Annotated in this window: 17 protein-coding genes; 10 read left to right on the top strand and 7 right to left on the bottom strand. The window is 71.9% G+C overall.

Going from position 1 to position 23,052, the window contains the following annotated elements; translation table 11 throughout:
• Positions 1-27 precede the first annotated feature (27 nt).
• Positions 28-1,410, bottom strand: a complete 1,383-nt coding sequence (locus B0I32_RS27410) for an amidase (protein WP_106244634.1) — start codon at positions 1,408-1,410, stop codon at positions 28-30.
• A gap of 284 nt (positions 1,411-1,694) precedes the next feature.
• Entirely contained in the window at positions 1,695-5,222 is a 3,528-nt protein-coding gene (dnaE, locus tag B0I32_RS27405) for a DNA polymerase III subunit alpha (protein WP_106244633.1), read from the bottom strand.
• Between the two features lie 189 nt (positions 5,223-5,411).
• Here dnaE and B0I32_RS27400 point away from each other — a divergent pair, with 189 nt between their 5' ends.
• Both B0I32_RS27400 and B0I32_RS27395 read left to right on the top strand, forming a co-directional pair.
• The gene (locus tag B0I32_RS27400) at positions 5,412-6,773 is read left to right on the top strand and encodes an amino acid permease (RefSeq protein ID WP_106244631.1); all 1,362 of its coding nucleotides are present in this window, start codon (positions 5,412-5,414) and stop codon (positions 6,771-6,773) included.
• A 194-nt stretch (positions 6,774-6,967) separates the two neighbouring features.
• Positions 6,968-7,906: an SGNH/GDSL hydrolase family protein gene (locus B0I32_RS27395; RefSeq protein WP_245956060.1), complete on the top strand. Its 939-nt coding sequence runs from the start codon at positions 6,968-6,970 to the stop codon at positions 7,904-7,906.
• Between the two features lie 82 nt (positions 7,907-7,988).
• On the opposite strand, the gene B0I32_RS61445 is transcribed toward B0I32_RS27395, so the two are convergent.
• Positions 7,989-8,915: a chorismate mutase gene (locus tag B0I32_RS61445; RefSeq protein WP_106244629.1), complete on the bottom strand. Its 927-nt coding sequence runs from the start codon at positions 8,913-8,915 to the stop codon at positions 7,989-7,991.
• A 284-nt stretch (positions 8,916-9,199) separates the two neighbouring features.
• Here B0I32_RS61445 and B0I32_RS27385 point away from each other — a divergent pair, with 284 nt between their 5' ends.
• From B0I32_RS27385 to B0I32_RS58995, 6 genes are read left to right on the top strand one after another with little or no spacing between them, the layout of a single operon-like run.
• A complete protein-coding gene (locus tag B0I32_RS27385; protein ID WP_181307835.1) occupies positions 9,200-11,065 on the top strand; it encodes a serine/threonine-protein kinase in 1,866 nt (621 codons plus the stop codon).
• 10 nt (positions 11,066-11,075) lie between these two features.
• Positions 11,076-12,707 (top strand): serine/threonine-protein kinase, encoded by a 1,632-nt coding sequence (locus B0I32_RS27380; RefSeq protein WP_106244625.1) that lies wholly within the window; start codon positions 11,076-11,078, stop codon positions 12,705-12,707.
• Complete coding sequence (locus B0I32_RS27375) at positions 12,704-13,558, top strand: AraC family transcriptional regulator (protein ID WP_181307833.1); 855 nt, start codon at positions 12,704-12,706, stop codon at positions 13,556-13,558. The genes B0I32_RS27380 and B0I32_RS27375 overlap by 4 nt, the downstream gene beginning before the upstream one ends.
• An 11-nt stretch (positions 13,559-13,569) precedes the next feature.
• Complete coding sequence (locus tag B0I32_RS27370; RefSeq protein WP_106244623.1) at positions 13,570-14,232, top strand: AzlC family ABC transporter permease; 663 nt, start codon at positions 13,570-13,572, stop codon at positions 14,230-14,232.
• On the top strand, positions 14,229-14,540 hold the full coding sequence (locus tag B0I32_RS27365; protein WP_106244621.1) for an AzlD domain-containing protein: 312 nt from the start codon (positions 14,229-14,231) through the stop codon (positions 14,538-14,540). The genes B0I32_RS27370 and B0I32_RS27365 overlap by 4 nt, the downstream gene beginning before the upstream one ends.
• A 10-nt stretch (positions 14,541-14,550) precedes the next feature.
• The gene (locus tag B0I32_RS58995; protein ID WP_106244619.1) at positions 14,551-15,930 is read left to right on the top strand and encodes a serine/threonine-protein kinase; all 1,380 of its coding nucleotides are present in this window, start codon (positions 14,551-14,553) and stop codon (positions 15,928-15,930) included.
• Between the two features lie 103 nt (positions 15,931-16,033).
• Here B0I32_RS58995 and B0I32_RS27355 read toward each other — a convergent pair whose 3' ends face one another.
• From B0I32_RS27355 to B0I32_RS27345, 3 genes are all read right to left on the bottom strand, one after another.
• Positions 16,034-16,963 carry an RluA family pseudouridine synthase gene (locus B0I32_RS27355; protein ID WP_106244617.1) on the bottom strand — a complete coding sequence of 310 codons (930 nt, stop codon included), beginning with the start codon at positions 16,961-16,963 and terminating at the stop codon, positions 16,034-16,036.
• Positions 16,956-17,549, bottom strand: coding sequence for a signal peptidase II (gene lspA / locus B0I32_RS27350; protein WP_106244615.1), 594 nt, complete (start codon positions 17,547-17,549; stop codon positions 16,956-16,958). The genes B0I32_RS27355 and lspA overlap by 8 nt, the downstream gene beginning before the upstream one ends.
• 68 nt (positions 17,550-17,617) lie before the next feature.
• Entirely contained in the window at positions 17,618-18,007 is a 390-nt protein-coding gene (locus B0I32_RS27345; protein WP_106244614.1) for a TraR/DksA family transcriptional regulator, read from the bottom strand.
• A 470-nt stretch (positions 18,008-18,477) separates the two neighbouring features.
• On the opposite strand from B0I32_RS27345, the gene ileS reads away from it, so the two are divergent.
• Complete coding sequence (gene ileS, locus B0I32_RS27340; protein WP_106244908.1) at positions 18,478-21,624, top strand: isoleucine--tRNA ligase; 3,147 nt, start codon at positions 18,478-18,480, stop codon at positions 21,622-21,624.
• 76 nt (positions 21,625-21,700) lie between these two features.
• Here ileS and B0I32_RS61035 read toward each other — a convergent pair whose 3' ends face one another.
• Entirely contained in the window at positions 21,701-22,285 is a 585-nt protein-coding gene (locus tag B0I32_RS61035) for a histidine phosphatase family protein (protein WP_281262621.1), read from the bottom strand.
• On the opposite strand from B0I32_RS61035, the gene B0I32_RS27330 reads away from it, so the two are divergent.
• Entirely contained in the window at positions 22,226-22,867 is a 642-nt protein-coding gene (locus tag B0I32_RS27330) for an NUDIX hydrolase (protein WP_219912027.1), read from the top strand. The genes B0I32_RS61035 and B0I32_RS27330 overlap by 60 nt on opposite strands.
• Positions 22,868-23,052: the final 185 nt, after the last annotated feature.

The raw sequence follows: 23,052 nt of genomic DNA, 5'->3' as shown, positions 1-23,052 counted from the left end.
CGAGCCTGCCCGCTTCCGGGACCACCGTCACAGGGGTGGTCTGCGCAGGCCGTGGCCGGTGGCCTGTTCGAACGCCCGCGCCACCCGCAGCACCCTGGCGTCCTCGAACGGCCTGCCCACGATCTGCACCCCCACCGGCAGCCCGTCCCCGGTGAACCCGGCCGGCACGGAGGCGGCGGGCGCGTGCAGGACGCTGATCCAGTACGCCGAGCGCATCCAGGCCAGGTAGTCGGGCAGCGGCTCGCCGTTGATCTCGCTCACGTGCGGCTGCTCGACCGGGAAGGGCGGCACCTGGCTCACCGGCGCGATCAGCACGTCGTAGGTGTCGAAGAAGGCCGCCATGCGCTGGTAGAGGCCGCTGCGCGCCACCTCGGCCCGGACCAGGTCGGCGCCCGTGACCCCGCGGCCCTGCTCGACGTTCCAGGCGGTGTTGGGCCCGAGCCCGCTCTTGTCGCCGTGGGCGAGCAGGTAGAACCAGGCCCGGTAGGTCCTGAACGCCTCCTCCGCGCCGCTCAGATCCAGCTCCACCTGCTCGACATGAGCCCCGAGCCGCTCCAGGACGGCGGGCGCGGTCGCGGTCACCGCCGCCGTCCGCTCGTCCACGGGCAGCCCGCCCAGGTCGGGGCTCCAGGCGACGCGCAGCCCCGCCACGCCCTCCTCGGGCTCGGGCGCGAAGACCTCCTTGATCGAGTACGGGGAGCGCCGGTCGAACCCGGCGACGGCCCCGAGCATCAGCGTGACGTCGTCGACCGTCCTGGCCATCGGACCGGGCACGGACAGGGTGTACCAGGCGGCGGTCTCGGAGTGGCTGGGCACCCGGCCGGGCGTGGGCCGCAGGCCGACCACGTTGCAGAAGGACGCGGGATTGCGCAGGGAGCCGCCCATGTCGGAGCCGTCGGCCAGCGGCACCATGCCGGTGGCCAGCGCGGCGGCCGCTCCCCCGCTGCTGCCGCCGGCGGACTTGGACAGGTCGTAGGGGTTCCTGGTCGCCCCGAACACCTCGTTGACGGTGTGGGAGCCGGTGCCGAACTCGGGGGTGTTCGTCTTGCCCATGGTGATGGCGCCCGCCGCGCGCAGCCGCTGGACGACCACGTCGTCCCGGTCGGGCACGTTGTCGGCGAACAGCGGCGAACCGTACGTGGTGCGGATGCCGGCCGTGTCGGCCAGGTCCTTGTGCGCGACCGGCACCCCGTGCAGCGGCCCGGCGGGCCCCTCCCGCCGCAGCACGGCGTCGGCCGTCTCGGCCGCTTGGAGCGCCTGGTCGGCGACGAGGGTGACGACGGCGTTGACGTGCGGGTTGACCTGGTCGATGCGGTCGAGGTGGGCTCGGACGACGTCCACCGCGCTCACCTGCCTGGTCCTGATCAGCTGGGCCAGCTCGGTCGCGGTCAGGTAGTGCAGTTCACTCACGCCTGCGATCCTGCCCCAAGCCCGCCCGGAGAGCGACGGCGACCCTTGCCCACGAACAACCACCTCCCACAGGCGATCATTGCCCACCTCACCACGAACCAGGCCCACTGAGCGCACCTCATGACGGAACGGCCGGGGGTGCCCCCATCACCACGGACCCGGCCCACTGAGCGCGCGTCACGGCGGCCCGCCACGTCCACCTGGTGAGCGTCCCCCTGGACAGAGCCCAGCCCCGTACGGCGGCAGGAGCCGGCCGCCGCGGAGCCGTGAAGATGGAAAAGAACTCAGGCGCCCAGACAGGCAGGACCGAGCAACTGCTTGAGCTCGCCTATGAGAGCCGGGGAGGGTGTGACGCGGAGACGATCATCGAGGCGCAAAACAGTCGTCCTGGGGCCGTTGTGGATCTGGAGGTGCACTTCCGACGGGCCCGGATGCGTCGCCAGGATCTCCTTCAGCCGCGCCACCACCGGCGGCGTGCAGCGCCGCAGCGGCAGGCTGACCAGCAGCGGCCCGCCCGTCACCTGGGACAGGTCCGGCGCCGTCACCTCCATGGCGATCAGCTTGGCGACGTCCTCCCGCTTGTCTATGCGCCCCTTGACGAACACGATCGCGTCCTCGGCCAGGATCGTCGAGCACAGCTGGTACGCGGACGGGAAGATCATCACCTCGATCGCGCCCTCAAGGTCCTCCAGCTGGGTCAGCACCCACGTGTCGCCCTTCTTGGTGACCTTGCGCTGCATCCCGCTCAGGATGCCGCCCACGGTCACCACCTGCCCGTCGGCCCGGCTCTCGTCCTGCACGGCCGCGATGGAGCAGTCGGCTCCGGCGGCCAGGACGTGCTCGACGCCGAACAGCGGGTGGTCGGACACGTAGAGGCCGAGCATCTCGCGTTCGAACTGCAGCAGCGTGCTCTTGTCCCACTCCCCCACCGGGATCCGCACGTCGAAGGTCCGGTCCTCGCCGCCGTCGATCGCGCCGAACAGGGAGTCCTGGCCGATGGCCTCGTTCCGCTTGATGTCGATGATCGCGTCGATCGCCTGCTCGTGCACCATGACCAGGCCCTTGCGGACGTGGCCGAGCGAGTCGAACGCGCCCGCCTTGACCAGCGACTCGATGACGCGCTTGTTGCAGACGACGGCCGGCACCTTGCGCAGGAAGTCGGTGAAGTCGGTGAAGCGGCCCTTCCGCCCGCGCGCGGAGATGATGCCGTCGACGACGTTGCCGCCCACGTTGCGCACCGCCGACAGGCCGAAGCGGATGTCGGTGCCGCGCGGGGTGAAGTCGAAGTCGGAGTCGTTGACGTCGGGCGGGAACACCTTGATGCCCATGCGGCGGCACTCGTGGAGGTAGAGGGCCGACTTGTCCTTGTCGTCCTTCACCGACGACAGCAGCGCCGCCATGTAGGCGGCCGGGTGGTTGGCCTTGAGATAGGCGGTCCAGTAGGCGATGAGGCCGTAGGCGGCGGTGTGGGCCTTGTTGAAGGCGTAGTCGGAGAACGGCAGCAGGATGTCCCACAGCGCCTTGACGGCGGCATCAGGGTAGCCGTTGTCCTTCATGCCCTGCTCGAAGGAGGCGTACTGCCGGTCCAGCTCCGCCTTCTTCTTCTTGCCCATCGCGCGGCGCAGCAGGTCGGCGGCGCCGAGCGAGTAGCCGGCCACCCGCTGGGCGATGGCCATGACCTGCTCCTGGTAGATGATCAGGCCGTAGGTGGTGTCGAGGATGTCCCTGAGCGGTTCTTCCAGCGCCGGGTGGATCGGCGTGATCTCCTGCTGGCCGTTCTTGCGCAGGGCGTAGTTGGTGTGGGAGTTGGCGCCCATCGGGCCGGGGCGGTAGAGGGCGAGGGCGGCGGAGATGTCCTCGAAGGTGTCGGGACGCATGAGGCGCAGCAGCGAGCGCATGCCGCCGCCGTCGAGCTGGAACACCCCCAGCGTGTCGCCCCTGGCCAGCAGCTCGTAGCTCTTCCTGTCGTCGAGCGGCAGCCCCAGCAGGTCGACCTTCTCCCCCGTGGTCGCCTCGATCAGCTTCAGGCAGTCGTCCATGATGGTGAGGTTGCGCAGCCCCAGGAAGTCCATCTTCAGCAGGCCGAGCGCCTCGCAGGTCGGATAGTCGAACTGCGTGATGATCGCGCCGTCGCTGTCGCGGCGCATGATCGGGACGTGGTCGGTCAGCACCTCGGCCGACATGATCACGCCGGCGGCGTGCACGCCGGTCTGCCTGATCAGGCCCTCCAGGCCCTTGGCGAGGTCCATCGTCGCCCTGACGTCGGCGTCCTCGTCGTAGAGCCGGCGCAGCTCGCCCGCCTCGTCGTAGCGCGGGTGGTCCTGGTCGAAGATGCCGGCGAGCGGGATGTCCCTGCCCATGACGGCGGGCGGGAACGCCTTGGTGACGCGGTCGCCGAGCGCGTAGGGGTAGCCCAGCACGCGGCCCGCGTCCTTGATGGCGGCCTTCGCCTTGATGGTGCCGAACGTGGCGATCATGGCGACCTTGTCGGCGCCCCACTTCTCGGTCACGTAGCGGATGACGTCGCCGCGCCTGCGTTCGTCGAAGTCGATGTCGACGTCGGGCATGGACACGCGCTCGGGGTTGAGGAACCGCTCGAAGATCAGTCCGTGCGGGAGCGGGTCGAGGTCGGTGATGCCCATCGCGTACGCCACCAGCGACCCGGCCGCCGAGCCGCGCCCGGGCCCGACCGGGATGCCGCCGGCCTTGGCCCACATGATGAAGTCGGCGACCACGAGGAAGTAGCTCGGGAAGCCCATCTGCTCGATGACGCCGATCTCGTACTCGGCCTGCCTGCGGTGCTCCTCGTCGTAGCCGCCGGGCCAGCGGCGGTCCATGCCCTCCCAGACGGTCCTGCGGAAGAACTCGCTCTCCGTCATGCCCTCGGGGACCGGGTAGGTCGGCATGAGGTTCTTGAACGGGAAGAACCCGGCCGGATCGACCTTCTCGGCCACCAGCAGCGTGTTGCGGCAGCCCTCGGCCCACAGGTCGGAGGAGTCGGCGGCGCGCATCTCGCCGGCGCTCTTGAGGTAGTAGCCGCTGCCGTCGAAGCGGAACCGGTCGGGGTCGGACAGCTGCTTACCCGTCTGGACGCACAGGAGGGCGTCGTGGGAGGCGGCGTCGGACTCGTAGGTGTAGTGCGAGTCGTTGGTCACCAGCGGCGGGATGCCCAGCTCCCGGCTGATCCCGCTCAGCCCGTCGCGGACGCGGCGCTCCAGGTCGAGGCCGTGGTCCATGATCTCCAGGTAGTAGCCGTCCCTGCCGAAGATCTCCTGGTATCTCGCGGCGGCCCTGACCGCCTCGTCGTACTGCCCCAGCCGCAGCCGCGTCTGCACCTCGCCCGACGGGCAGCCGGTGGTGGCCATGAGGCCCTCGGCGTGCTCGGCCAGGATCTCGGCGTCCATCCGCGCCCACTTGCGCACGAAGCCCTCGGTGTAGGCGCGCGAGGACAGCCGCATCAGGTTGTGCAGGCCCGTCTTGTCGCGCGCCCAGATCGTCATGTGGGTGTAGTAGCCGCCCGCCGAGACGTCGTCGCGCTTCTGGTGCGGCTCGCCCCACAGCACCGGCTTCCTGTCGTGGCGCAGCCCCGGCGCGACGTAGGCCTCGATGCCGATGATCGGCTTGATCCCGGCGGCGGTGGCCCGCCGGTAGAAGTCGTGGGCGCCGTGCAGGTTGCCGTGGTCGGTGATCGCGATGGCGGGCATGCCCAGCTCGCCGGCCCGCCGGAACAGCTGCTCCAGCCGGGCGGCCCCGTCCAGCATCGAGTATTCGGTGTGGACGTGCAGGTGGACGAACGAGTCGCGGGACGACATGGAGCGGCGCCTCCCAGTCTCGAATCGGTGGGCGATCCGACTCTATTGGCCGCCACCGACAACTCCGGGCCCCCGGCCCGACCTGCGGGAGGACGCTCGCGCCGGCCCGCGGGACCGGCGCGCCGGGACCGCCGCGATCGGCCGCGCCGATATCCTCGTGGTCACGCTAGGTCATCGAGGAGTCACGCGATGCGCACGCAGACCGACGACGGTTACCTGCCCGCCCTGGGCAACCGGCAGATCCAGATGATCGCCATCGGCGGGGCGATCGGGGTGGGGCTGTTCCTCGGCGCGGGGGGCCGGCTGGCCGCCGCCGGGCCGGCGCTCGTGCTCTCCTACGCCGCCGCGGGGGTGGCCGCGTTCTTCGTCATGCGGGCGCTGGGCGAGCTCGTGCTCTACCGCCCGGTGTCGGGCTCGTTCGTCGAGTACGCGGGCGAGTTCATCGGTCCATGGGCCGCGTTCGCCAGCGGCTGGATGTACTGGATCAACTGGGCGTTCACCGGCATCGCCGAGCTGACCGCGATCGCCGCCTACGTCCATTACTGGGCCCCGGCCTTCCCCCAGTGGCTGACGGCCGTGCTCGCCCTCACCGTCGTCATGACGGTCAACCTGCTGTCGGTGCGGCTGTTCGGCGAGCTGGAGTTCTGGTTCGCCATGCTCAAGGTGCTCGCCATCTCGGTCTTCCTGGTCGTCGGGCTGGTGCTGGTGGTCTTCGCGGTGGGTCAGGCGGGGCCGCACAACCTGGTCTCGCACGGCGGGTTCTTCCCGACGGGGTTCCCGCTGGTGCTGATGAGCCTGCAGTCGGTGGTGTTCGCGTACGCCTCGATCGAGCTGGTCGGCATCACCGCGGGCGAGACGGCCAGGCCGCGCGAGGTCATGCCGAAGGCGATCAACGGCGTCGTGTGGCGGATCGCGATCTTCTACGTGGGCTCGGTGCTGCTGCTCGGCATGGTGCTGCCGTGGACGTCGTACGAGGCGGGCACGTCGCCGTTCGTGACGGTCTTCTCGGGCATGGGCGTGCCGTGGGCGGCCGACGCGATGAACCTCGTGGTGATCACCGCGGCGCTGTCGTCGTGCAACTCCGGCCTGTACGCCACGGGCCGCATCCTGCGCTCGATGGCGATGAAGCGGGAGGCCCCCCGCTTCGCCGGCGCCCTCAGCTCCAGGCACGTGCCGATCGGCGGCATCGTGTTCACCGCGGCCATGTTCCTGGCCGGGCTGGTGCTGTTCTACTTCATGCCCGAGCGGGCCTTCAACATCGCCACGGCCGTGGCCTCCCTGGGCGTGATCACCACGTGGGGCGTGCTGGTCTACTGCCAGCTGCGGCTGCGCCGCACGGGTCACCGCTCCGACTTCCCGATGCCGGGCACGCCCTGGACCAACTGGCTGACGCTGGCGTTTCTGGCCCTGGTGGTGCTGCTGATGCCGTTCGCCGACGCGGACCAGCGGCTGGCGTTCTACCTGGTGCCGTGCCTGTTCGTGGCCATCGCCGTGGGCTGGTGGCGGCGCACCGTCTACCGCCGCCGCGTCCCGGCCCAGGCCGAAGCCTAGCCCGCGCGACACGCCCGCCCGGATGATCGGCTGGGTAGTCTCGATGGCGCACGTACGAGGGAGCCGTCATCGGGGAGGTCGCGCTGGACGGGACGAGACGGAAGATCGTCCGGATCTCAGCGGCGGCGGCCATCGGCGTCGCGCTGGCGCTGGCGTGCCTGCCCCTGGGCGTCTACCCCAGGCTGGCCTGCGCCGTGCTCGACGCGGGCTGTCCCACGACCGCGGAGCCGCGCGGCGACCTGCCGAAGGTGGTGCCGATGACGGCGCTGCAGGTGGCCCAGGGCGGCACGTACGTCGCGCTCGGCGACTCCTACTCCTCCGGGGAGGGCGTCTACGACCTCGACAAGTCGCCGGTCAACGACGGGGCCGCGCGCTGCCACCGGGCGACCGGCTCGTACGTGCCGCTGGTGGCGGCGACTTACGAATTCGGCGGGGGCACCGCCTTCTACGCCTGCAGCGGCGCCACCACCCGCCAGCTCCTGACCGGCCAGCACGGCCAGCCGCCGCAGATCACCCGCGTCGGGCCCGCCGCCAGCCTGATCACGCTCAGCATCGGCGGCAACGACGCCGGCTTCAGCAAGGTGCTGACCGGCTGCATCGTCAAGATCCCGTGGTCGTCGGCCTGCGTCGACCAGGACACCGCCGTCCGCAGGCGCATCGACGAGCTGCGCACCGACATGGGCAAGGTGCTGCGGGAGCTGCGCGTGCGCGCCCCAGGAGCCCGTGTCATCGTGCTCGGCTACCCCCGGCCCTTCCCCGAGCACCCGGTGGCGAGCGTCGACAACATGAGCGTGGCCGACCAGCGCTGGCTGAACGGCATGACGCGGCGGCTCAACGACACCGTGGGAGCCGTGGTGGCGGAGTTCGACCGGGGCATCGCGGCGTTCGGCGCGCCGGGCAGCGCCGAGTACGTGGACGCCTACGCGGCCTTCTCCGGGCACGAGGTGGGGCAGCCGCAGCCGTACCTGAACGGGCTGGCGGTGAACATGGAGGAGCTGACGGTCAACGCGCGCAGCTACCACCCCACGGGCGAGGGCTACCGCCGCTTCGCCGACCTCATCACCAAGCAGGTCGCCGCCGGCCCCGGCCGCCCGATGCACAACCACCGCCTGGTCACCCCCGGCCCCGCCTGACCGCTCGCCTGCCGCTCGCCTGGCCGCCCGCCTGGCCGGCGCCTGCCCGCCGCCCGTCGTGCGCCCGCGATCCGGCGGCGGGTCACTCGGCGGCGCGTTCCTCGGCCAGGTGCAGGCCCGCCTCGATGACCGCGTTCATGATCGGGGCCAGCCGCGCCTCGCCCAGCGCGGGCGCGCGTACGGCCATCCGCGCGACCAGGGCCCGCTCCCTGCCGAGGTCGCGCCCCGCGAAGCCGCCCACGGGCTTGATCCGCTGCACGATGCCCGCCAGCTCCGCCCGCCGCTCCAGCAGCGTGGCGAGCGCGGCGTCCAGCCGGTCGATGGCCTGGCGGCACTCCGGCAGCGTGGCCGGCGCCTCGTCCCTGAGCAGCGCGCCCACGAGCACGACCGCCTCCTCGGCCACCAGCCGGTCCGCGCCCGGTCCCGGGCCCGCTGAGCCCGTTCCAGCGCCCGGGGAGGCCGTTCCTGCACCCGTTCCCTGAGCCAGGGCCGGATCGGGGGAGCCGACGATGAGCCCGTCGGCGCCGGCCGCGACGGCGGCGGCCGACAGGCCGACGTCGGCGGAGACGTCGGCCAGCACGGGACGCCCCGAGGCGACCTTGGCCGCCCGCATCAGCCCGAGGTCAGGCCGGCCGCCCTCGCACAGGATCACCTGCCCGTCACCCTCGGCCGCGCAGTAGTCGGCCAGCTCCAGCCACTCCGCCACGGACGCCTCCCGCCGCCGCTCGACCACCACGGGCAGCCCGAGCCCGGCCGCCGCGCGCACGAGCGGGATGTCGCGGGTCCACGACGCCCCCACCACCACGGCGTCCGCGTGCTCGGCGATGGCCGGCAGGTCGTCCGCCGAGTACGGCTCCACGAGGGTGGCCCCCTCGATCGCCACCGACCCCGCGCCCGCCTGCCCGCGCCGCGCCCGCAGGCTCACCCGGCCGCCGATCACCACGGCGGGCCCCTCGCCCACGAGCAGCCCGCCCACCGGCACCGCGCGCCGTTCCAACGTCGATGACATCCCGACTCCCTGCTCGGCCGGCCCAGGAGCCGGCGGACAACGAAAAAGGCAGAGACGGGTGTCTCTGCCTCGTGCCGACTCCAGGTGGTCGCTAGCCTGCGACCGGCTCTCCCGGAGCCGGCTCGGTAAACGCGTAGCGACGGCAAGTCATATCTGAACCCTACACCCCCGTCTCCACCTGCTGGGCAGCACATCTCGTATGGCGGACTGTCCTTCACGCGAGTCGCCGTTGATCCCTGCCTATGGGAGTATTTCTTGGCCTAGAGGAGGGTTTGAGGCCGTTGATGTCGGATCGCAAGCAGGACGGACGCCGCATCGCCGGCCGCTACCAGCTGCAGGAACCCATCGGCAGGGGCGGAATGGGCATCGTGTGGCGAGCCTACGACGAGCTCCTCGACCGCACTGTCGCGGTCAAGGAGGTCAGGTACGCCGCCGCCCTGGGCGAAGAGGTGCAGCTGCTGAACCGGCGCACAATGCGCGAGGCGAGGGCGGCGGCCAGGTTCGAGCATCCCAACGTGATCGTCGTTCACGACGTGATCGAAGAGGACGGCAGGCCCTGGATCGTCATGCAACTCGTCCAGTCACGCTCCCTCGGAGCCGTGATCAAGCAGGACGGGCCGTTGCCGGCCACAAGGGTGGCGGAGATCGGCCTGGCCATGCTCGACGCCCTGCACCGCGCCCATGAGGCGGGCGTGCTGCACCGCGACGTCAAACCCGAGAACGTGCTGCTGGCCGACGACGGCCGGGTCGTGCTCACCGACTTCGGCATCGCCACGCTGGAGACCGAGACGCAGCTCACGGTGACGGGCCTGGCGGGCACTCCGGCGTTCATCGCACCGGAGCGGCTCAAGGGGCTGCCCGCGCGGCGCGAGTCGGACCTGTGGTCGCTCGGAGCCACGCTCTACACGGCGGTGGAGGGCCGCTCGCCGCACGAGCGCGGGATGGCGCTGGCGACCATGCACGCCGTGCTCACCGACGAGCCCGACCCGGCGCAGAACCTGGGCCCGCTCGAAGGCGTGATCCACGGGTTACTGAACAAGGAGCCGGTGCAGCGGCTGACGTACGAGGAGGCGCAGCGCCAGCTGCGCAACGCCATCGCGCAGGCCGGCGCGCCCCCGACCGCCCAGTTCCCGGCGGCGCAGGAGCTGCACGTGCCCGCCCCGGCCAGGCCGAAGCGGCCGGCCGCCGCGACCACGCCGAAGCGGCCGGCCAAGGCCAGGCGCCCGTACGCCCCCGTCGAGGACGACACGCCGACCGACCCGGACCTGATCCCCGCGGCGGCGCCGGCGCCGGAGCCGATGGTGCCGCCCCAGACCGGGGCGCGCATCCCGCGCCCGCCGGCCGATCCCCCTCGCCAGGAGACCGCGTCCACGATCGAGTCGGGACGGCCCGAGCAGCAGCGCAAGGCCGGGACGATCATCGCCGCGGCCGTCGCGGTCGTGCTCGTCGCCGGTATCGGCGGCTACCTCGGCCTGCGCTCGGTCCCCGACGAGCCCGCGGACGACGCGCGCACCTCCGGGGCGACGGGCGCGACGGCGTCTCCGGCACAATCTCCGGCGCAGTCGCCGCCGGGCACGGCCTCCTCGCCGCCGCCCTCCCCTTCGGAGACGGCCGAGGAGCCCAGCCCGAGCGCGACCACGAGCCCGCCGGCCAGCCCGTCCCCGGAGAAGAAGAGCCCGATGGACGCGGCGAAGGCCGCGCTGCCCCCCGGGTGGAAGATGTACACGGACAAGAAGCTCGGCTTCTCCCTCGGGCTGCCCCCGAAGTGGGACGTGTGGACGCGCGGCGGCAGGCAGGTCAAGTTCAAGGGCCCCGGCGCGGCGTCCAACGCCTACGTCATGATCGAGCAGGCGGCCAAGCCGGGCAAGGACCCGTACAAGGACTGGAAGAAGCAGGAGCCGCGGCTCAAGCAGGGATTCGGCGGCTACAAGAAGATCGGCATCAAGAAGGTCGAGGGCTTCCACAAGGCCGCCGCGGACTGGGATTTCACCTGGAACACCAACACCGGGCCGACCCGCGTCCGCGACCGGGGCTTCGTCACCGAGAACGGCAAGGCGTACGCGATCTACTGGCACACGCTGAAGAGCCACTGGAAGGCGGACTACGACTTCTTCGAGGGCTTCTGCGCGACGTTCGTGCCCGCCAAATAGACTGCGCGGCGTGCACGTCAGCAAGCGCTACCGACTGATCGAGCCGCTCGGCGAGGGCGGCATGGGAGTGGTGTGGCGAGCCCACGACGAGTTGCTCGACCGTACGGTCGCGATCAAGGAGGTCCGCTACACCGGCGTCGGCGACGCCAAGCGGGCCGAGCTGAACCGCAGGACCATCAGGGAGGCCAGGGCGGCGGGCCGCCTCGACCACCCCTCGGTCGTCGTCATCCACGACGTGGTCGAGGAGGACGGCCGGCCGTGGATCGTCATGCAGCTCGTCCGCTCGCGTTCGCTGGCCCAGGTGATCGGCGAGAGCGGGCCGCTGCGCGAGGGCCAGGCCGCCGTGATCGGCGGCCGGGTGCTCGACGCGCTGCGGGCCGCGCACGCGACCGGGGTGCTGCACCGTGACGTCAAGCCGGAGAACGTGCTGCTGGCCGACGACGGCCGGGTGGTGCTCACCGACTTCGGCATCGCCACGCTGGAGACCGAGGCGGGGCTGACCGCGACCGGCGGGCTGGTGGGCACGCCCGCCTACATGCCGCCCGAGCGGCTCAACGGCGAACCGGCCCGACCGGAGTCGGACCTGTGGTCGCTCGGGGCGACGCTGTACGCGGCCGTCGAGGGGCGGCCGCCGTACAAGCGGGACTCGTGGGCGGCGACGGTGGCGGCGGTGCTGCGCGACGCCCCTGAGCCGCCGGTGCGGGCCGGGGCGCTCGAACCGGTCATCATGGGGCTGCTGCGCCGCGACCCCGCCGCCCGGATGCCCGCCGAGGAGGCCGCCAGGCTGCTGTACGCGATCGCCGCCGCCCCCCGCCCACCGGCCGTCCCCGATCTCCCCTGGAGGGAGGAACCGGCCGGCCGGACGGGCGGCCCGGCCGGACACCGCGGGAGTGACACGAGCGGATCCGTCCCCTCCGGCGGCGGGGCGCACCCGACGCTGCCCAAGCAGCGGCCGGCCCGGCGCGCGAAGGCGCTGTGGATCGGCGTGCCCTCGGCCCTGGCCGCCGTGGCGGCGCTGGGCACGGCCGGCGTGCTGCTGTCCGACCGCTGGTCCGCGCCGCCCGCGACGCCGCGCCCGACGCCGACCTCCGGCCAGGTCACCACCACGCCGAGCGGTGACGCCACTCCTGAGCCCACCCCGACGCGCACCCCCACGCCCGAGCCCACCGTCACGCGCACGCCGCTCCCGGCGGGCTGGAGCTCCTACAGCAACGCGGCGGGCCGCTTCCGCATCGCCCTGCCGCCGCGCTGGCAGGCCAGGAAGGACCCGGAACGCGACAGCATCCGCGTCACAGGACCCGGCAGCCCGGGAGCGCTGATCGTGGAGTGGACGGTCCCCACCATCCCGTGGGACGACCCGGTCGAGCACTGGGCCGGCCTGGAGAGGGAGATCAGGGCGAGGGGCGAGTTCGCCGGATACCGGCGGATCGGCATCAGGGCCACCGGCTACCTCGGCCTGCGGGCCGCCGACTGGGAGTTCACCAGGGTGCGCGGCGGCGAGACGATCCACGTGATCAACCGGGGCTTCCACACCCACGACGGCCGTCCCTACGCCCTCTACTGGGAGACCACGCACGCCCGGTGGAAGCAGGACCGGCGTTACTTCGACACGTTCGCCAGGACGTTCAAGCCGTCCCGATGAGCCCGTCCGCGAACGAGCAGGCCCGGTTCTGGCGGCATCCGGCGGTGCCGGAGACCGACCTGCTCAAGGCCCGCTACGTCACCCACCGCTTCGCCCGGCACGCGCACGACGGCTACGCGATCGGCCTCATCGTGTCGGGGGTGGAGGAGTTCGACTATCGCGGCACGCTGCACCGGGCGGGGGCGGGCGAGCTCGTGCTGGTCAATCCCGACATCGCGCACACCGGGCACGCGGGGGTGCCGGGCGGGTGGGCGTACCGGATGCTCTACCCGTCGATCGGCGCGCTGGAGACGATCGCCGCCGAGCTGGGCGCGCCCGCGGGCACGCCGCACTTCCCCGCGCAGGTGGCCCGGGACGACCAGGTGGCGCGGCTGCTGGCCCGGGCGCACGAGGCGGCCGAGCAGGGCGACGCGCTGGCCGCCTCGACGCTGAGCCGGACGCTGTTCGCCCGGCTGCTGACCCGGCACGCCGCGCCCCGGCCGCCCGGCGGCGGTCCCGCCGATGGTCCCGGGGTGGTCCGCGAGGCGCTCGACCTGCTGCACGAGAGCCTGGTCGATCCGCCGACGCTGGACGACCTGGCGGGCGCGGTGGGGGCGCGGCCGTTCGCGCTGCTGCGGGCGTTCAAGGCCGCGACGGGGATGCCGCCGCACGCCTACCTGATCTCGCTGCGGGTACGCCGGGCGGGCCGGCTGCTGCGTTCCGGCGTACGTCCCGCGCAGGTGGCCGCCGAGGTGGGCTTCACCGACCAGGCGCACCTGAACCGGCACTTCAAACGCATCATGGGCGTGCCGCCTGCCGCGTACCAGCGGGCCGCAGGATCGTACAAGACCGGCACATTTCCCACCACCTAACCTCGGGTGGCATGGAAGAGACAACACACCGCTCCGCCGCCGTGCGGGACGGTCTCGGCGTCGGCCTGGCGGTGGGGCTGTCCGGCCTCGCCTTCGGCGCCGCGGCGATCACCGCGGGCCTGTCGGTGCCGCAGGCGTGCGTGCTCAGCCTGCTGGCCTTCACCGGCGCCTCGCAGTTCGCGCTGACCGGCGCGGTCGGCGCCGGCGGCGACCTGGCCGCCGCCGCGCTCGGCGCGCTGCTGCTCGGCGGCCGCAACACCCTCTACGGCCTGCGCCTGGCCGACCTGCTCCGGGTACGCGGCCCGCGCCGCCTGCTGGCCGCCCAGGGCGTCATCGACGAGACCACCGCCGTCACGCTCGCCCAGCCGACCCCTGAGGCCGCCCGCACGGGCTTCGTGACCACGTTCGCCAGCCTCTACGTGACCTGGAACCTCACCACGCTGGCCGGCGCCTACGGCACCTCCTCCCTGGGCGACCCCGGCGTGCTGGGCCTGGACGTGGTCGGCCCGGTCGCGTTCCTGGCCATCCTGTGGCCGCGGCTGAAGGCCGGCGGCGAGCTGCCCGCGCTGGCCGCCGGCGCGGCGGTGATCGCGCTGTGCGCCACCCCGTTCTTCCCGCCGGGCGTGCCCGTGCTGCTGTCGGCCGTCGCCGTGCTGGTGGTGATGGCGCGATGACGCTGTGGTGGGCGATCGCCGTCGTCTGCGCGGGCTGCTACGCGCTGAAGCTGGCCGGGCTGGCCGCGCCGCGCAGGGTGCTGGACCATCCGACGGTGCGCAGGTTCGCCGAACTGGTGCCGGTGGCGCTGCTGGCGGCGCTGATCGCGGTGCAGATGTTCACGGAGGACGGCGCGCTGCGCTTCGACCCGGCCCGCGCGGCGGGACTCGGGGCGGCGGTCGTGGCGCTGCTGCTGCGCGCCCCTTTTCTGGTGGTTCTGGCGGCAGCGGCGGCCGTCACGGCGCTTGTCCGGATCGTTCTTGGGTAGTCGCCGGTGCATGTCCGATTCAGCGGTGATGGTCGGTGGGCGATATCGGCTGCTCAGGACGATCGGCCGGGGCGGCATGGGCACGGTGTGGCACGCGCACGACGAGGTGCTCGGCAGGGACGTGGCCGTCAAGGAGGTGCTGCCCCCGACCGGCCTGACGGGCGAGGAACGCGAGGAGTTCGCCGTCCGCACGTTCCGCGAGGCCCGGGCGGCGGGCCGGGTGGCGCACCCCGGCGTGGCCGCCGTCTACGACGTCCTGGAGGAGCAGGGTCACCCCTGGATCGTCATGCAGCTCGTGCACTCCCGCACGCTGGGCGAGCAGATCCGCGACGAGGGGCCCATGTCGCAACTCGACGTCGCGAGCGTCGGCCTGCAGCTCATGGAGGCGCTGCGCGCCGCGCACGCGGCCGGCGTGCTGCACCGTGACGTCAAGCCCGACAACGTGCTGCTCACCGAGGACGGCCGGGCGGTGCTCACCGACTTCGGCATCGCCACCACCGAGGACGAGGCCCCGGTCACGAGGACCGGCATCCTGATCGGCACCCCCTCCTTCATGGCGCCGGAACGCGCGGCCGGCGGGCGGGCCCGGCCGGCGTCGGACCTGTGGTCGCTGGGCGTGACGCTCTACATGGCGGTCGAGGGTCACTCCCCCTTCCACCGCGACAACGCCCTGGCCACGCTGGGGGCGGTCATGCACGCCGAGCCGGAGCCGCTGGCCCGGGCCGGCGTGCTCGCCCCCGTGCTGATGGGACTGCTGCGCAAGGATCCGTCCGAGCGCATGACGCTGGACGAGGCCGAGCGGCGGCTGAGCGTGATCCTGGCGGGCGGCTCGCCCGAGCAGACCAGCCCGGTCACCCTGCCCGCCGCTGGGCCCGGCGTGACGCGGCGTGGCGGGCCCAGCGGCGGACACGGTGGAAGGCGCGGGTACGGGCGGGCGCTGCCGCTGGCCGCCATCGCCGGGGGCGCGCTCGTCGTGGCCGTGGTCACGGGCGGCGCGGCCTGGTGGTCGAACCGCTCGGACGACCTGCCGCGCGTGCCGGACACCGTCCCCGCCGTGGTCGGCAGCTCGGCCCCCGGGACGACGCCGGCCGCCACCGACCCGGCCAAGTCCTCCAGCCCACCGGTTTCCCAGCCCCCTGAGCGCCGTACCGTACCCCAGAGCACCGTTCCGCAGCGGGCCGGACCCCGGAGCACCGGCCCGCGCAGCACCCCGCCGCCCACGCGCGAGCAGCCGAGGACGCCCGCCCCCAAGCGGAGCGCGACCCCGTCGCGGGAGGCCACGGACGACAAGAAGGACGACAAGAAGGACGACAAGAAGGACGACAAGAAGGACGACGAGAAGAAGGACGACACCCCGACCAGGACGCCCGGCCAGGTCGAAGGCCAGTAGCACGCCCTAGCGGCCGCTCAGGACTCCTCGCCGACGAGAGCGGCCGCTCAGATCTCCTCGCCGACGAGGCCGGCCCCCTGGGCCGGGCCTCGCGGACGACGCCTCAGGACTCCTCGCGGACGATGTCGAGCGCCTTCTGCAGGTCCTGCGGATAGTCGGTGCTGAACGAGATCCACTCCCCGCTCGACGGATGCTCGAACCCCAGCGCCACCGCGTGCAGCCACTGCCGGGTCACCCCCAGGCGGGCGGCCAGCGTGGGATCGGCGCCGTACATCAGGTCGCCCACGCACGGATGGCGCAGCGCCGACATGTGCACCCGGATCTGGTGGGTGCGCCCGGTCTCCAGTTTGATGTCCAGCAGCGACGCCGCCCTGAACGCCTCCACCGTGTCGTAGTGGGTGACGGACGGCTTCCCGCCGGCCACGACGGCGAAGCGGCCGTCGCCCGACGGATGCCGGTCGATGGGCGCGTCGACCGTCCCCCTGAACGGGTCGGGATGGCCCTGCACCAGCGCGTGGTAGCGCTTGTCGACCGTGCGTTCCTTGAAGGCCCGCTTGAGGTGGGAGTAGGCGTGCTCGCTCTTGGCCACGACCATGGCACCCGTCGTGTTGGCGTCGAGCCGGTGCACGATGCCCTGGCGCTCGGCGGCGCCGCTGGTGGCGATGGTGTGCCCGGCGCCGAGCAGCCCGCCGATCACGGTCGGGCCCGTCCAGCCGACGGTGGGGTGGGCGGCCACCCCGATGGGCTTGTTGACCACGATGACGTCGTCGTCCTCGTACACGATGGTCATGCCCGGCACCGGCTCGGCCACCGGCATCGGCGTGGTGACCGGCGGCGGCATCGTCACGTCGAGCCACGCTCCGGCGTGCACCCGGTCCGACTTGGCCGGCCGCTGCCCGTCCACCAGCACCTCGCCGGCCAGGATCAGCTCGGCCGCGCGGGTGCGGGAGAAGCCGAACAGCCGCGACAGCGCGGCGTCGAGCCGCTCTCCCTCGAGCCCGTCGGGCACAGGCAGGCTGCGCTGCTCACTCACCGTCGCCCGCCTCCTTCGACCCGTCGATCTGCACGTTGCGCCAGGCCAGGAACACCGCCAGGATGCCGCCGCAGACGATCGCGGAGTCGGCGATGTTGAAGACGGGGAAGTAGTCGATGACGGGGAAGTTCCCGGGCAGGACCTCGATGAAGTCGACGACGTGGCCCTGCAGTTGCGTGGAGCGCCCCCATCCCGACGGGTAACGCAGCAGCCTGTCGGTGAGGTTGCCGAGCGCGCCGCCCAGCAGCAGCCCGAGCGTGACCGCCCAGGCCCGGCTGCCGAGCTTGCGCGCGGTGCGCACGATGGCCACGACCACCCCGGCCGCGATCAGCGTGAAGACGAACGTCATGCCCGTGCCGATGCTGAAGGCGGCGCCCGAATTGAAGATCACCCGGAACTGCAGCACGCCGGGGAGCACGACCAGCGGCGGCTCACCTTCGAGCGTGCGCAGCGCCACCGTCTTGGTGACGAGGTCGGCCGCGTAGATCACGGCCGCCAGCGCCACGAGGACGGCGAACAGGCCCCGGCGCGGCCCGCGCCCCGCCGGGCCCTCCCCCTCCTGCCGGCCGGCGGAAGAGCCCCTCACCGGGTCTTCCGCCGAGCCCTTCTCCGGGCTTTCCGCCCGGCCCTCGGCAGGCTCGTCAGGGGTGCCCGCTACCGGCGCTCCTCCTTCTGCTTGCAGGCCACGCACAGCGTCGCCCTCGGGAACGCCTGGAGGCGTTCCTTGCCGATCGGCTTGTGGCACGATTCGCACACTCCATAGGTCCCTGCGTCGATCCTGGCGATCGCACGTTCGTTCTGCGCGACCAGATCGCGCGCATTCAGGGTAAGGGCGATCTCGCGTTCGCGCTCGTACGTCTTGGCTCCCGCGTCCGCCTGGTCGTCGCCGGCGCCCTGGGTGACGTCGCCGGAGGCTATCTCCGACTCGTGACGGTGGATGTCCGCCTCGAGCTCGTCGATCTCGGTCTGGAGCCGGTCGCGTACCTCGGCCAGCTCCTCCTCCGACCACATCGACGGTGTAGCGGTCTGCGTGACTGCCGCCATGCCTGTGCCTCCATGCTGAACAAGGGCCTAAAGGGTGCGGGCAGCTTAGGATCCTCATAACGGAACGGCAAACGACCCGCCGGACGGTTTACCTCCCCCGTACTATCCCGCCTCGCGCATTCAACTCCTTCTCAGCGGCGTCCATTCCCACAACTTTGCGCCGTTTACGACTCACGTACCGAAGCGCGGGCGCCGGCAGGGCCGCCACCCGGGAAAACCTGGAAGCCTTCGCTCCCGCTCTGCGTTATGGTTTGAGTCTGCAAGGTGTTGATGGGGCCCCGAATGTGAGGGATATCACCCCGGAGCCGCCGGAAGAACGGCTCTTCGAGCTCATTAGACCCGGCCGCAGTTTCAATGAAGAGGGCCCCGCCCCGGGCGAGGCCAAGAAGGGTGGTACCGCGGAGCCTCCTGGCTTCGTCCCTTCACGCAACAGCCCTGCCGGCCGATCAAGCGTGGAGGTCCCGCCCGAGATGTCTTCTCCGTATTTCCGCTCTCTTTCCGCGCAGGTCGACCTGCCCGCGCTCGAGCGCGAGGTCCTCGACCGGTGGAGGGACGGGAAGATCTTCGAGCGTTCGGTGGAGCAGAACGCCGGCAATCCCTCCTGGGTCTTCTACGAGGGCCCGCCCACCGCCAACGGCCTGCCCGGCGTCCACCACGTCGAGGCCCGCGTGTTCAAGGACCTCTTCCCCCGCTACAAGTCCATGCGCGGATTCAGCGTCCCGCGTAAGGCCGGCTGGGACTGCCACGGCCTGCCGGTCGAGGTCGGCGTCGAGCGCGAGCTGGGCCTGTCCGGCAAGAAGGACATCGAGACGTACGGCATCGCCGAGTTCAACGCCAAGTGCCGCGAGTCGGTGCTGCGGCACGTGGACGCGTTCGAGCAGATGACCGAGCGGATGGGTTACTGGATCGACCTGTCGCAGGCGTACCGGACGATGGACCCGTCCTACATCGAGTCCGTGTGGTGGTCGCTGAAGGTCGTCTTCGACAAGGGGCTGCTGTTCCGCGACTTCCGGATCACCCCCTACTGCCCGCGCTGCGGCACCGGGCTGTCCGACCACGAGCTGGGCCAGCCCGGCGGCTACGAGACCGTCTCCAGCCCGTCGGTCTACGTCCGCATGCCCGTGACCTCGGGCCCGCTGGCCGAGCTGGGCGCGGCGCTGCTGGTCTGGACGACCACGCCGTGGACGCTGGTGTCCAACACGGCCGTCGCCGTCCACCCCGACGTCACCTACGTGGCCGCCCGCACGGCCGAGGGCGAGGTCCTGGTCGTGGCCGAGCCGCTGCTGTCGGTGCTCGGCGACGACGTGACCGAGGTGTCCCGCCACACCGGCCGCGACCTGGAGCACACCACCTACACCCGCCCGTTCGACCTGGTCGACATCCCCGGCGCCCACTACGTGGTGCTCGGCGACTACGTCACCGTCGAGGACGGCACCGGCCTGGTCCACCAGGCTCCCGCCTTCGGCGCCGACGACCTGGCCGTCATCAAGCGCTACGACATGCCCGTCGTCAACCCGATCGGCCCCGACGGCCGCTTCCTCGACGACGTGCCCATGGTCGGCGGCCGGTTCTTCAAGGACGCCGACGAGGAGCTGACCGAGGACCTGCGGGCGCGCGGGCTGCTGTTCCGCGGCGGTCACTTCGAGCACAGCTACCCGCACTGCTGGCGCTGCCACACGCCGCTGCTCTACTACGCGCTCCCGTCCTGGTACATCCGCACCACCGCGGTCAAGGACCAGATGCTGGCGGAGAACTCCGGCACCAACTGGTACCCCGACACGATCAAGTGGGGCCGCTTCGGCGAGTGGCTGCGCAACAACGTCGACTGGTCGTTGTCGCGCTCGCGCTACTGGGGCACGCCGCTGCCGCTGTGGGTGTGCTCGCAGGACGAGTCCCACGTGACGTGCGTCGGGTCGCTGGAGGAGCTGAGCACGCTCGCGGGTCACGACGTCTCGGCGCTCGACCCGCACCGCCCGTACGTCGACGACGTCACCTTCGGCTGCCCCTCGTGCGGCGCCGAGGCCCGCCGCGTGCCCGACGTCATCGACGCCTGGTACGACTCCGGCTCCATGCCCTTCGCCCAGTGGGGCGAGCGCGGCAAGCCCGAGGGCCTCTACCCGGCGCAGTTCATCTGCGAGGCCACCGACCAGACGCGCGGCTGGTTCTACTCGCTGATGGCCGTCGGCACGCTCGTCTTCGGGCAGTCCTCCTACGAGAACGTGCTCTGCCTCGGCCTCATCCTGGCCGAGGACGGCCGCAAGATGAGCAAGCACCTGGGCAACATCCTGGAGCCGATCCCGCTGATGGACCAGCACGGCGCCGACGCGCTGCGCTGGTTCATGGCCTGCTCCGGCTCGCCCTGGTCGGCCCGCAGGGTGGGACACAACACGCTGGAGGAGATCGTCCGCAAGGTCCTGCTGACGCTCTGGAACACCTCCTCGTTCTTCACCCTCTACGCCAACGCCGAGTCGTGGACGCCCGAGCGGCTGCCGGAGGCCACCGCCCCGGCCGAGCGCCCGCTGCTCGACCGCTGGGCGCTGGCCGAGCTGCACCGGACGGTGGCCGAGGTCACGGCGGCGCTGGACGAATACGACACCCAGCGGGCCGGCCGCCGCCTGGCCGACTTCCTCGACGACCTGTCCAACTGGTACGTACGCCGCTCGCGCCGCCGGTTCTGGCAGGGCTCGCAGGACGCCTTCGCGACCCTGTACGAGTGCCTGGAGACGGTCATCAGGCTGATGGCGCCCATCACGCCGTTCGTCACCGACCACCTCTGGGACGTCCTGCGCACGCCGGGGGCGCCGTCCTCGGTGCACCTGACCTCCTGGCCGCAGGTGCGCGAGGACCTGCTGGACCCGGCGTTGTCGGACCAGATGGCCCTGGTGCGCCGCCTGGTGGAGCTGGGCCGCTCGGCCCGCGCCTCCTCGGGCGTCAAGACCCGCCAGCCGCTGCGGCGCGCCCTGGTGGGGGCGCACGGCTGGCCGGCGCTGCCCGCCGAGTTGCGCGGCCTGGTCGCCGACGAGCTCAACGTCCAGGCCATGGAGGACATGTCCGGCTTCAGCGCCGACCTCGTGTCCTACTCGGTCAAGCCCAACTTCCGGGCCCTGGGCAAGCGCTTCGGCTCCCAGACCAAGCTCGTGGCCGCCGCGATGGCCGCCGCCGACCCGGCCCGCGTGGCCCGCGCCCTGCGCTCGGGCGCCACGGTCATGGTGGAGGCGGACGAGCTGGGCGAGATCATGCTCGGCCCCGACGAGGTGATCGTCAACGAGCAGCCCCGCTCGGGCTGGGCCGTCGAGACGGGCGCGATCGGCACCGGCACCGGCGAGACCGTGGCCCTGGACCTGGAGCTCGACGACGACCTGCGCCGCGCCGGCCTGCTGCGCGAGGTCATCCGCCTGGTCCAGGAGGCCCGCAAGTCGACCGGCCTGTCCATCACGGACCGCATCGACCTGTGGTGGACCGCCACCTCTGCCGACCTGGCCGCGGCGCTGCGCACGCAGGGGCAGGTGGTGACGGAGGAGGTCCTGGCCACGACCTTCACGGAGGGCACCCAGACCGGCCTCCCGTCACACGTGGACGAGGACCTGGGCCTGACCTTCCAGCTCCGCCGCGCCTGACCTGGAGGGGCGCCCTGCCACAGGGCGCCCCTCTCGCTCTCCACGGGCTCAGCGACAGCACCGGAACAGGTCGAGGTCAGCCCGCTTCGGATTCTGCGGAGCCGAGATGGCGGATGTCACCCAGGCCGACGACCGCACGGTTGTGGAAAGAGTCGTCCTCGCGCAGCGTGGTGATGCTGCCGGACGGCACCGGGAAACCGACCTGGCCGACCGCCTGGATCGGCATCCTGATCCAGGACGCCACGACGAAGGTCAGCGAGCCGCCGTGCGTCACGATGACCTGGTGTTCGCAGGGCCGCCGCACGATCTCGTCCATGGCCGCGTAGACGCGCCGGGCCAACATCTCTTTGGTCTCGGCGCCCGCCACGCCCTCGTCGTGCTCCAGCCGCTCCCCGTCCGCCGGTGGCGGGACGAACCGCTGATCCAGCCACTCCTGCGGCCTCGGCCGGCCGCGCGGAGGCCGGCTGGTGTCAGCTGTGAGTCGTGCCGGCCGCCGACCACCCTCTCGACGTGGTGCGTCGCCTCCGGATGGGTGACGACGTAAAGGGTGCGCATGCGGGGTCTCTTCCTGTGTGAGGGGGACGGGCCGAGTTCGGCATCCATGACGGCGAGGCTGATCGTGGGCTTGCCGCTGGGGATCGTTACCGATCCGGCAGATCATATGACGCGGATCACCGGCTCGGGCCGCTCGTGCAGCAGGTTGTCGGTGGCGCCTGCGATCGTGTCCCGCATGGGTGAGCTGGTCGAGCGGGTGGACGAACGGGACCGCGTGCTGGGGGTCGTGGATCGCGCGGAGGCGGAGCGCCGGCGATGGACGCATCGGATCGCGACGACGATCTGCCGCGATCCGACGGGCCGGATCCTGGTGCTGCGCCGAGCGGACCGGCACCCTCGCTTTCCCGGCCGCTATGACGTGATGGTCGGGGGTGCCGTGAACGTCGGTGAGTCATATGAGGACGCAGCGGCTCGCGAACTGGCCGAGGAGCTGGGCGCCGGCGTTCCGGTGCGTTTCCTGTTCACGTTCCTGTGCCGGGACGGGGTCAGCCCGGTCTGGTTCGGCGTGCACGAGGCCGTGATCACCGAGCCGTTGGTGCCGGATCCGTCCGAGATCGCGTGGCACGCCTGGCTCACAGAGCTCGAATTGCGGGAAGTCGTGGATCGATGGCCTTTCGTTCCCGGTGGGCGAGAGGCGTTGCGCCGATATCTGGCATTCGGGAACGCGGACCGGCCGGCGGCCGGATGATCGGCGGCGTCGTGTCCTGTGGGTGGCTCAGCTGCATGGCCGGATTCCCCGACCGGGGGTCAGTCGTCATCCGTCACCGACATCCGGGTGGGCGACGGGTGACAAGATCCTTCACCCGCCGCCCAGCGGGCACCTCCCTGCGGTGAGAAGCCCGAGCCCCTCGGTCTCGCACCCGAAGCGTCGGT

Source organism: Nonomuraea fuscirosea, assembly GCF_003001935.1.
Classification (GTDB): Bacteria; Actinomycetota; Actinomycetes; order Streptosporangiales; family Streptosporangiaceae; genus Nonomuraea; species Nonomuraea fuscirosea.
Note: the sequence above shows the minus strand (reverse complement) of the source record. Positions and strands in the feature narration are given on the sequence as shown.

Bases quoted from the DNA above. Each gene is read 5' to 3' on its own strand.
- dnaE (WP_106244633.1), bottom strand. From the start codon at position 5,222: ATGTCGTCCCGCGACTCGTTCGTCCACCTGCACGTCCACACCGAATAC.
- B0I32_RS27400 (WP_106244631.1), top strand. From the start codon at position 5,412: ATGCGCACGCAGACCGACGACGGTTACCTGCCCGCCCTGGGCAACCGG.
- B0I32_RS61445 (WP_106244629.1), bottom strand. From the start codon at position 8,915: ATGTCATCGACGTTGGAACGGCGCGCGGTGCCGGTGGGCGGGCTGCTC.
- B0I32_RS27385 (WP_181307835.1), top strand. From the start codon at position 9,200: ATGTCGGATCGCAAGCAGGACGGACGCCGCATCGCCGGCCGCTACCAG.
- B0I32_RS27375 (WP_181307833.1), top strand. From the start codon at position 12,704: ATGAGCCCGTCCGCGAACGAGCAGGCCCGGTTCTGGCGGCATCCGGCG.
- B0I32_RS27370 (WP_106244623.1), top strand. From the start codon at position 13,570: ATGGAAGAGACAACACACCGCTCCGCCGCCGTGCGGGACGGTCTCGGC.
- B0I32_RS27365 (WP_106244621.1), top strand. From the start codon at position 14,229: ATGACGCTGTGGTGGGCGATCGCCGTCGTCTGCGCGGGCTGCTACGCG.
- B0I32_RS58995 (WP_106244619.1), top strand. From the start codon at position 14,551: ATGTCCGATTCAGCGGTGATGGTCGGTGGGCGATATCGGCTGCTCAGG.
- B0I32_RS27345 (WP_106244614.1), bottom strand. From the start codon at position 18,007: ATGGCGGCAGTCACGCAGACCGCTACACCGTCGATGTGGTCGGAGGAG.
- ileS (WP_106244908.1), top strand. From the start codon at position 18,478: ATGTCTTCTCCGTATTTCCGCTCTCTTTCCGCGCAGGTCGACCTGCCC.
- B0I32_RS27330 (WP_219912027.1), top strand. From the start codon at position 22,226: ATGACGGCGAGGCTGATCGTGGGCTTGCCGCTGGGGATCGTTACCGAT.
- B0I32_RS61035 (WP_281262621.1), bottom strand. From the start codon at position 22,285: ATGATCTGCCGGATCGGTAACGATCCCCAGCGGCAAGCCCACGATCAG.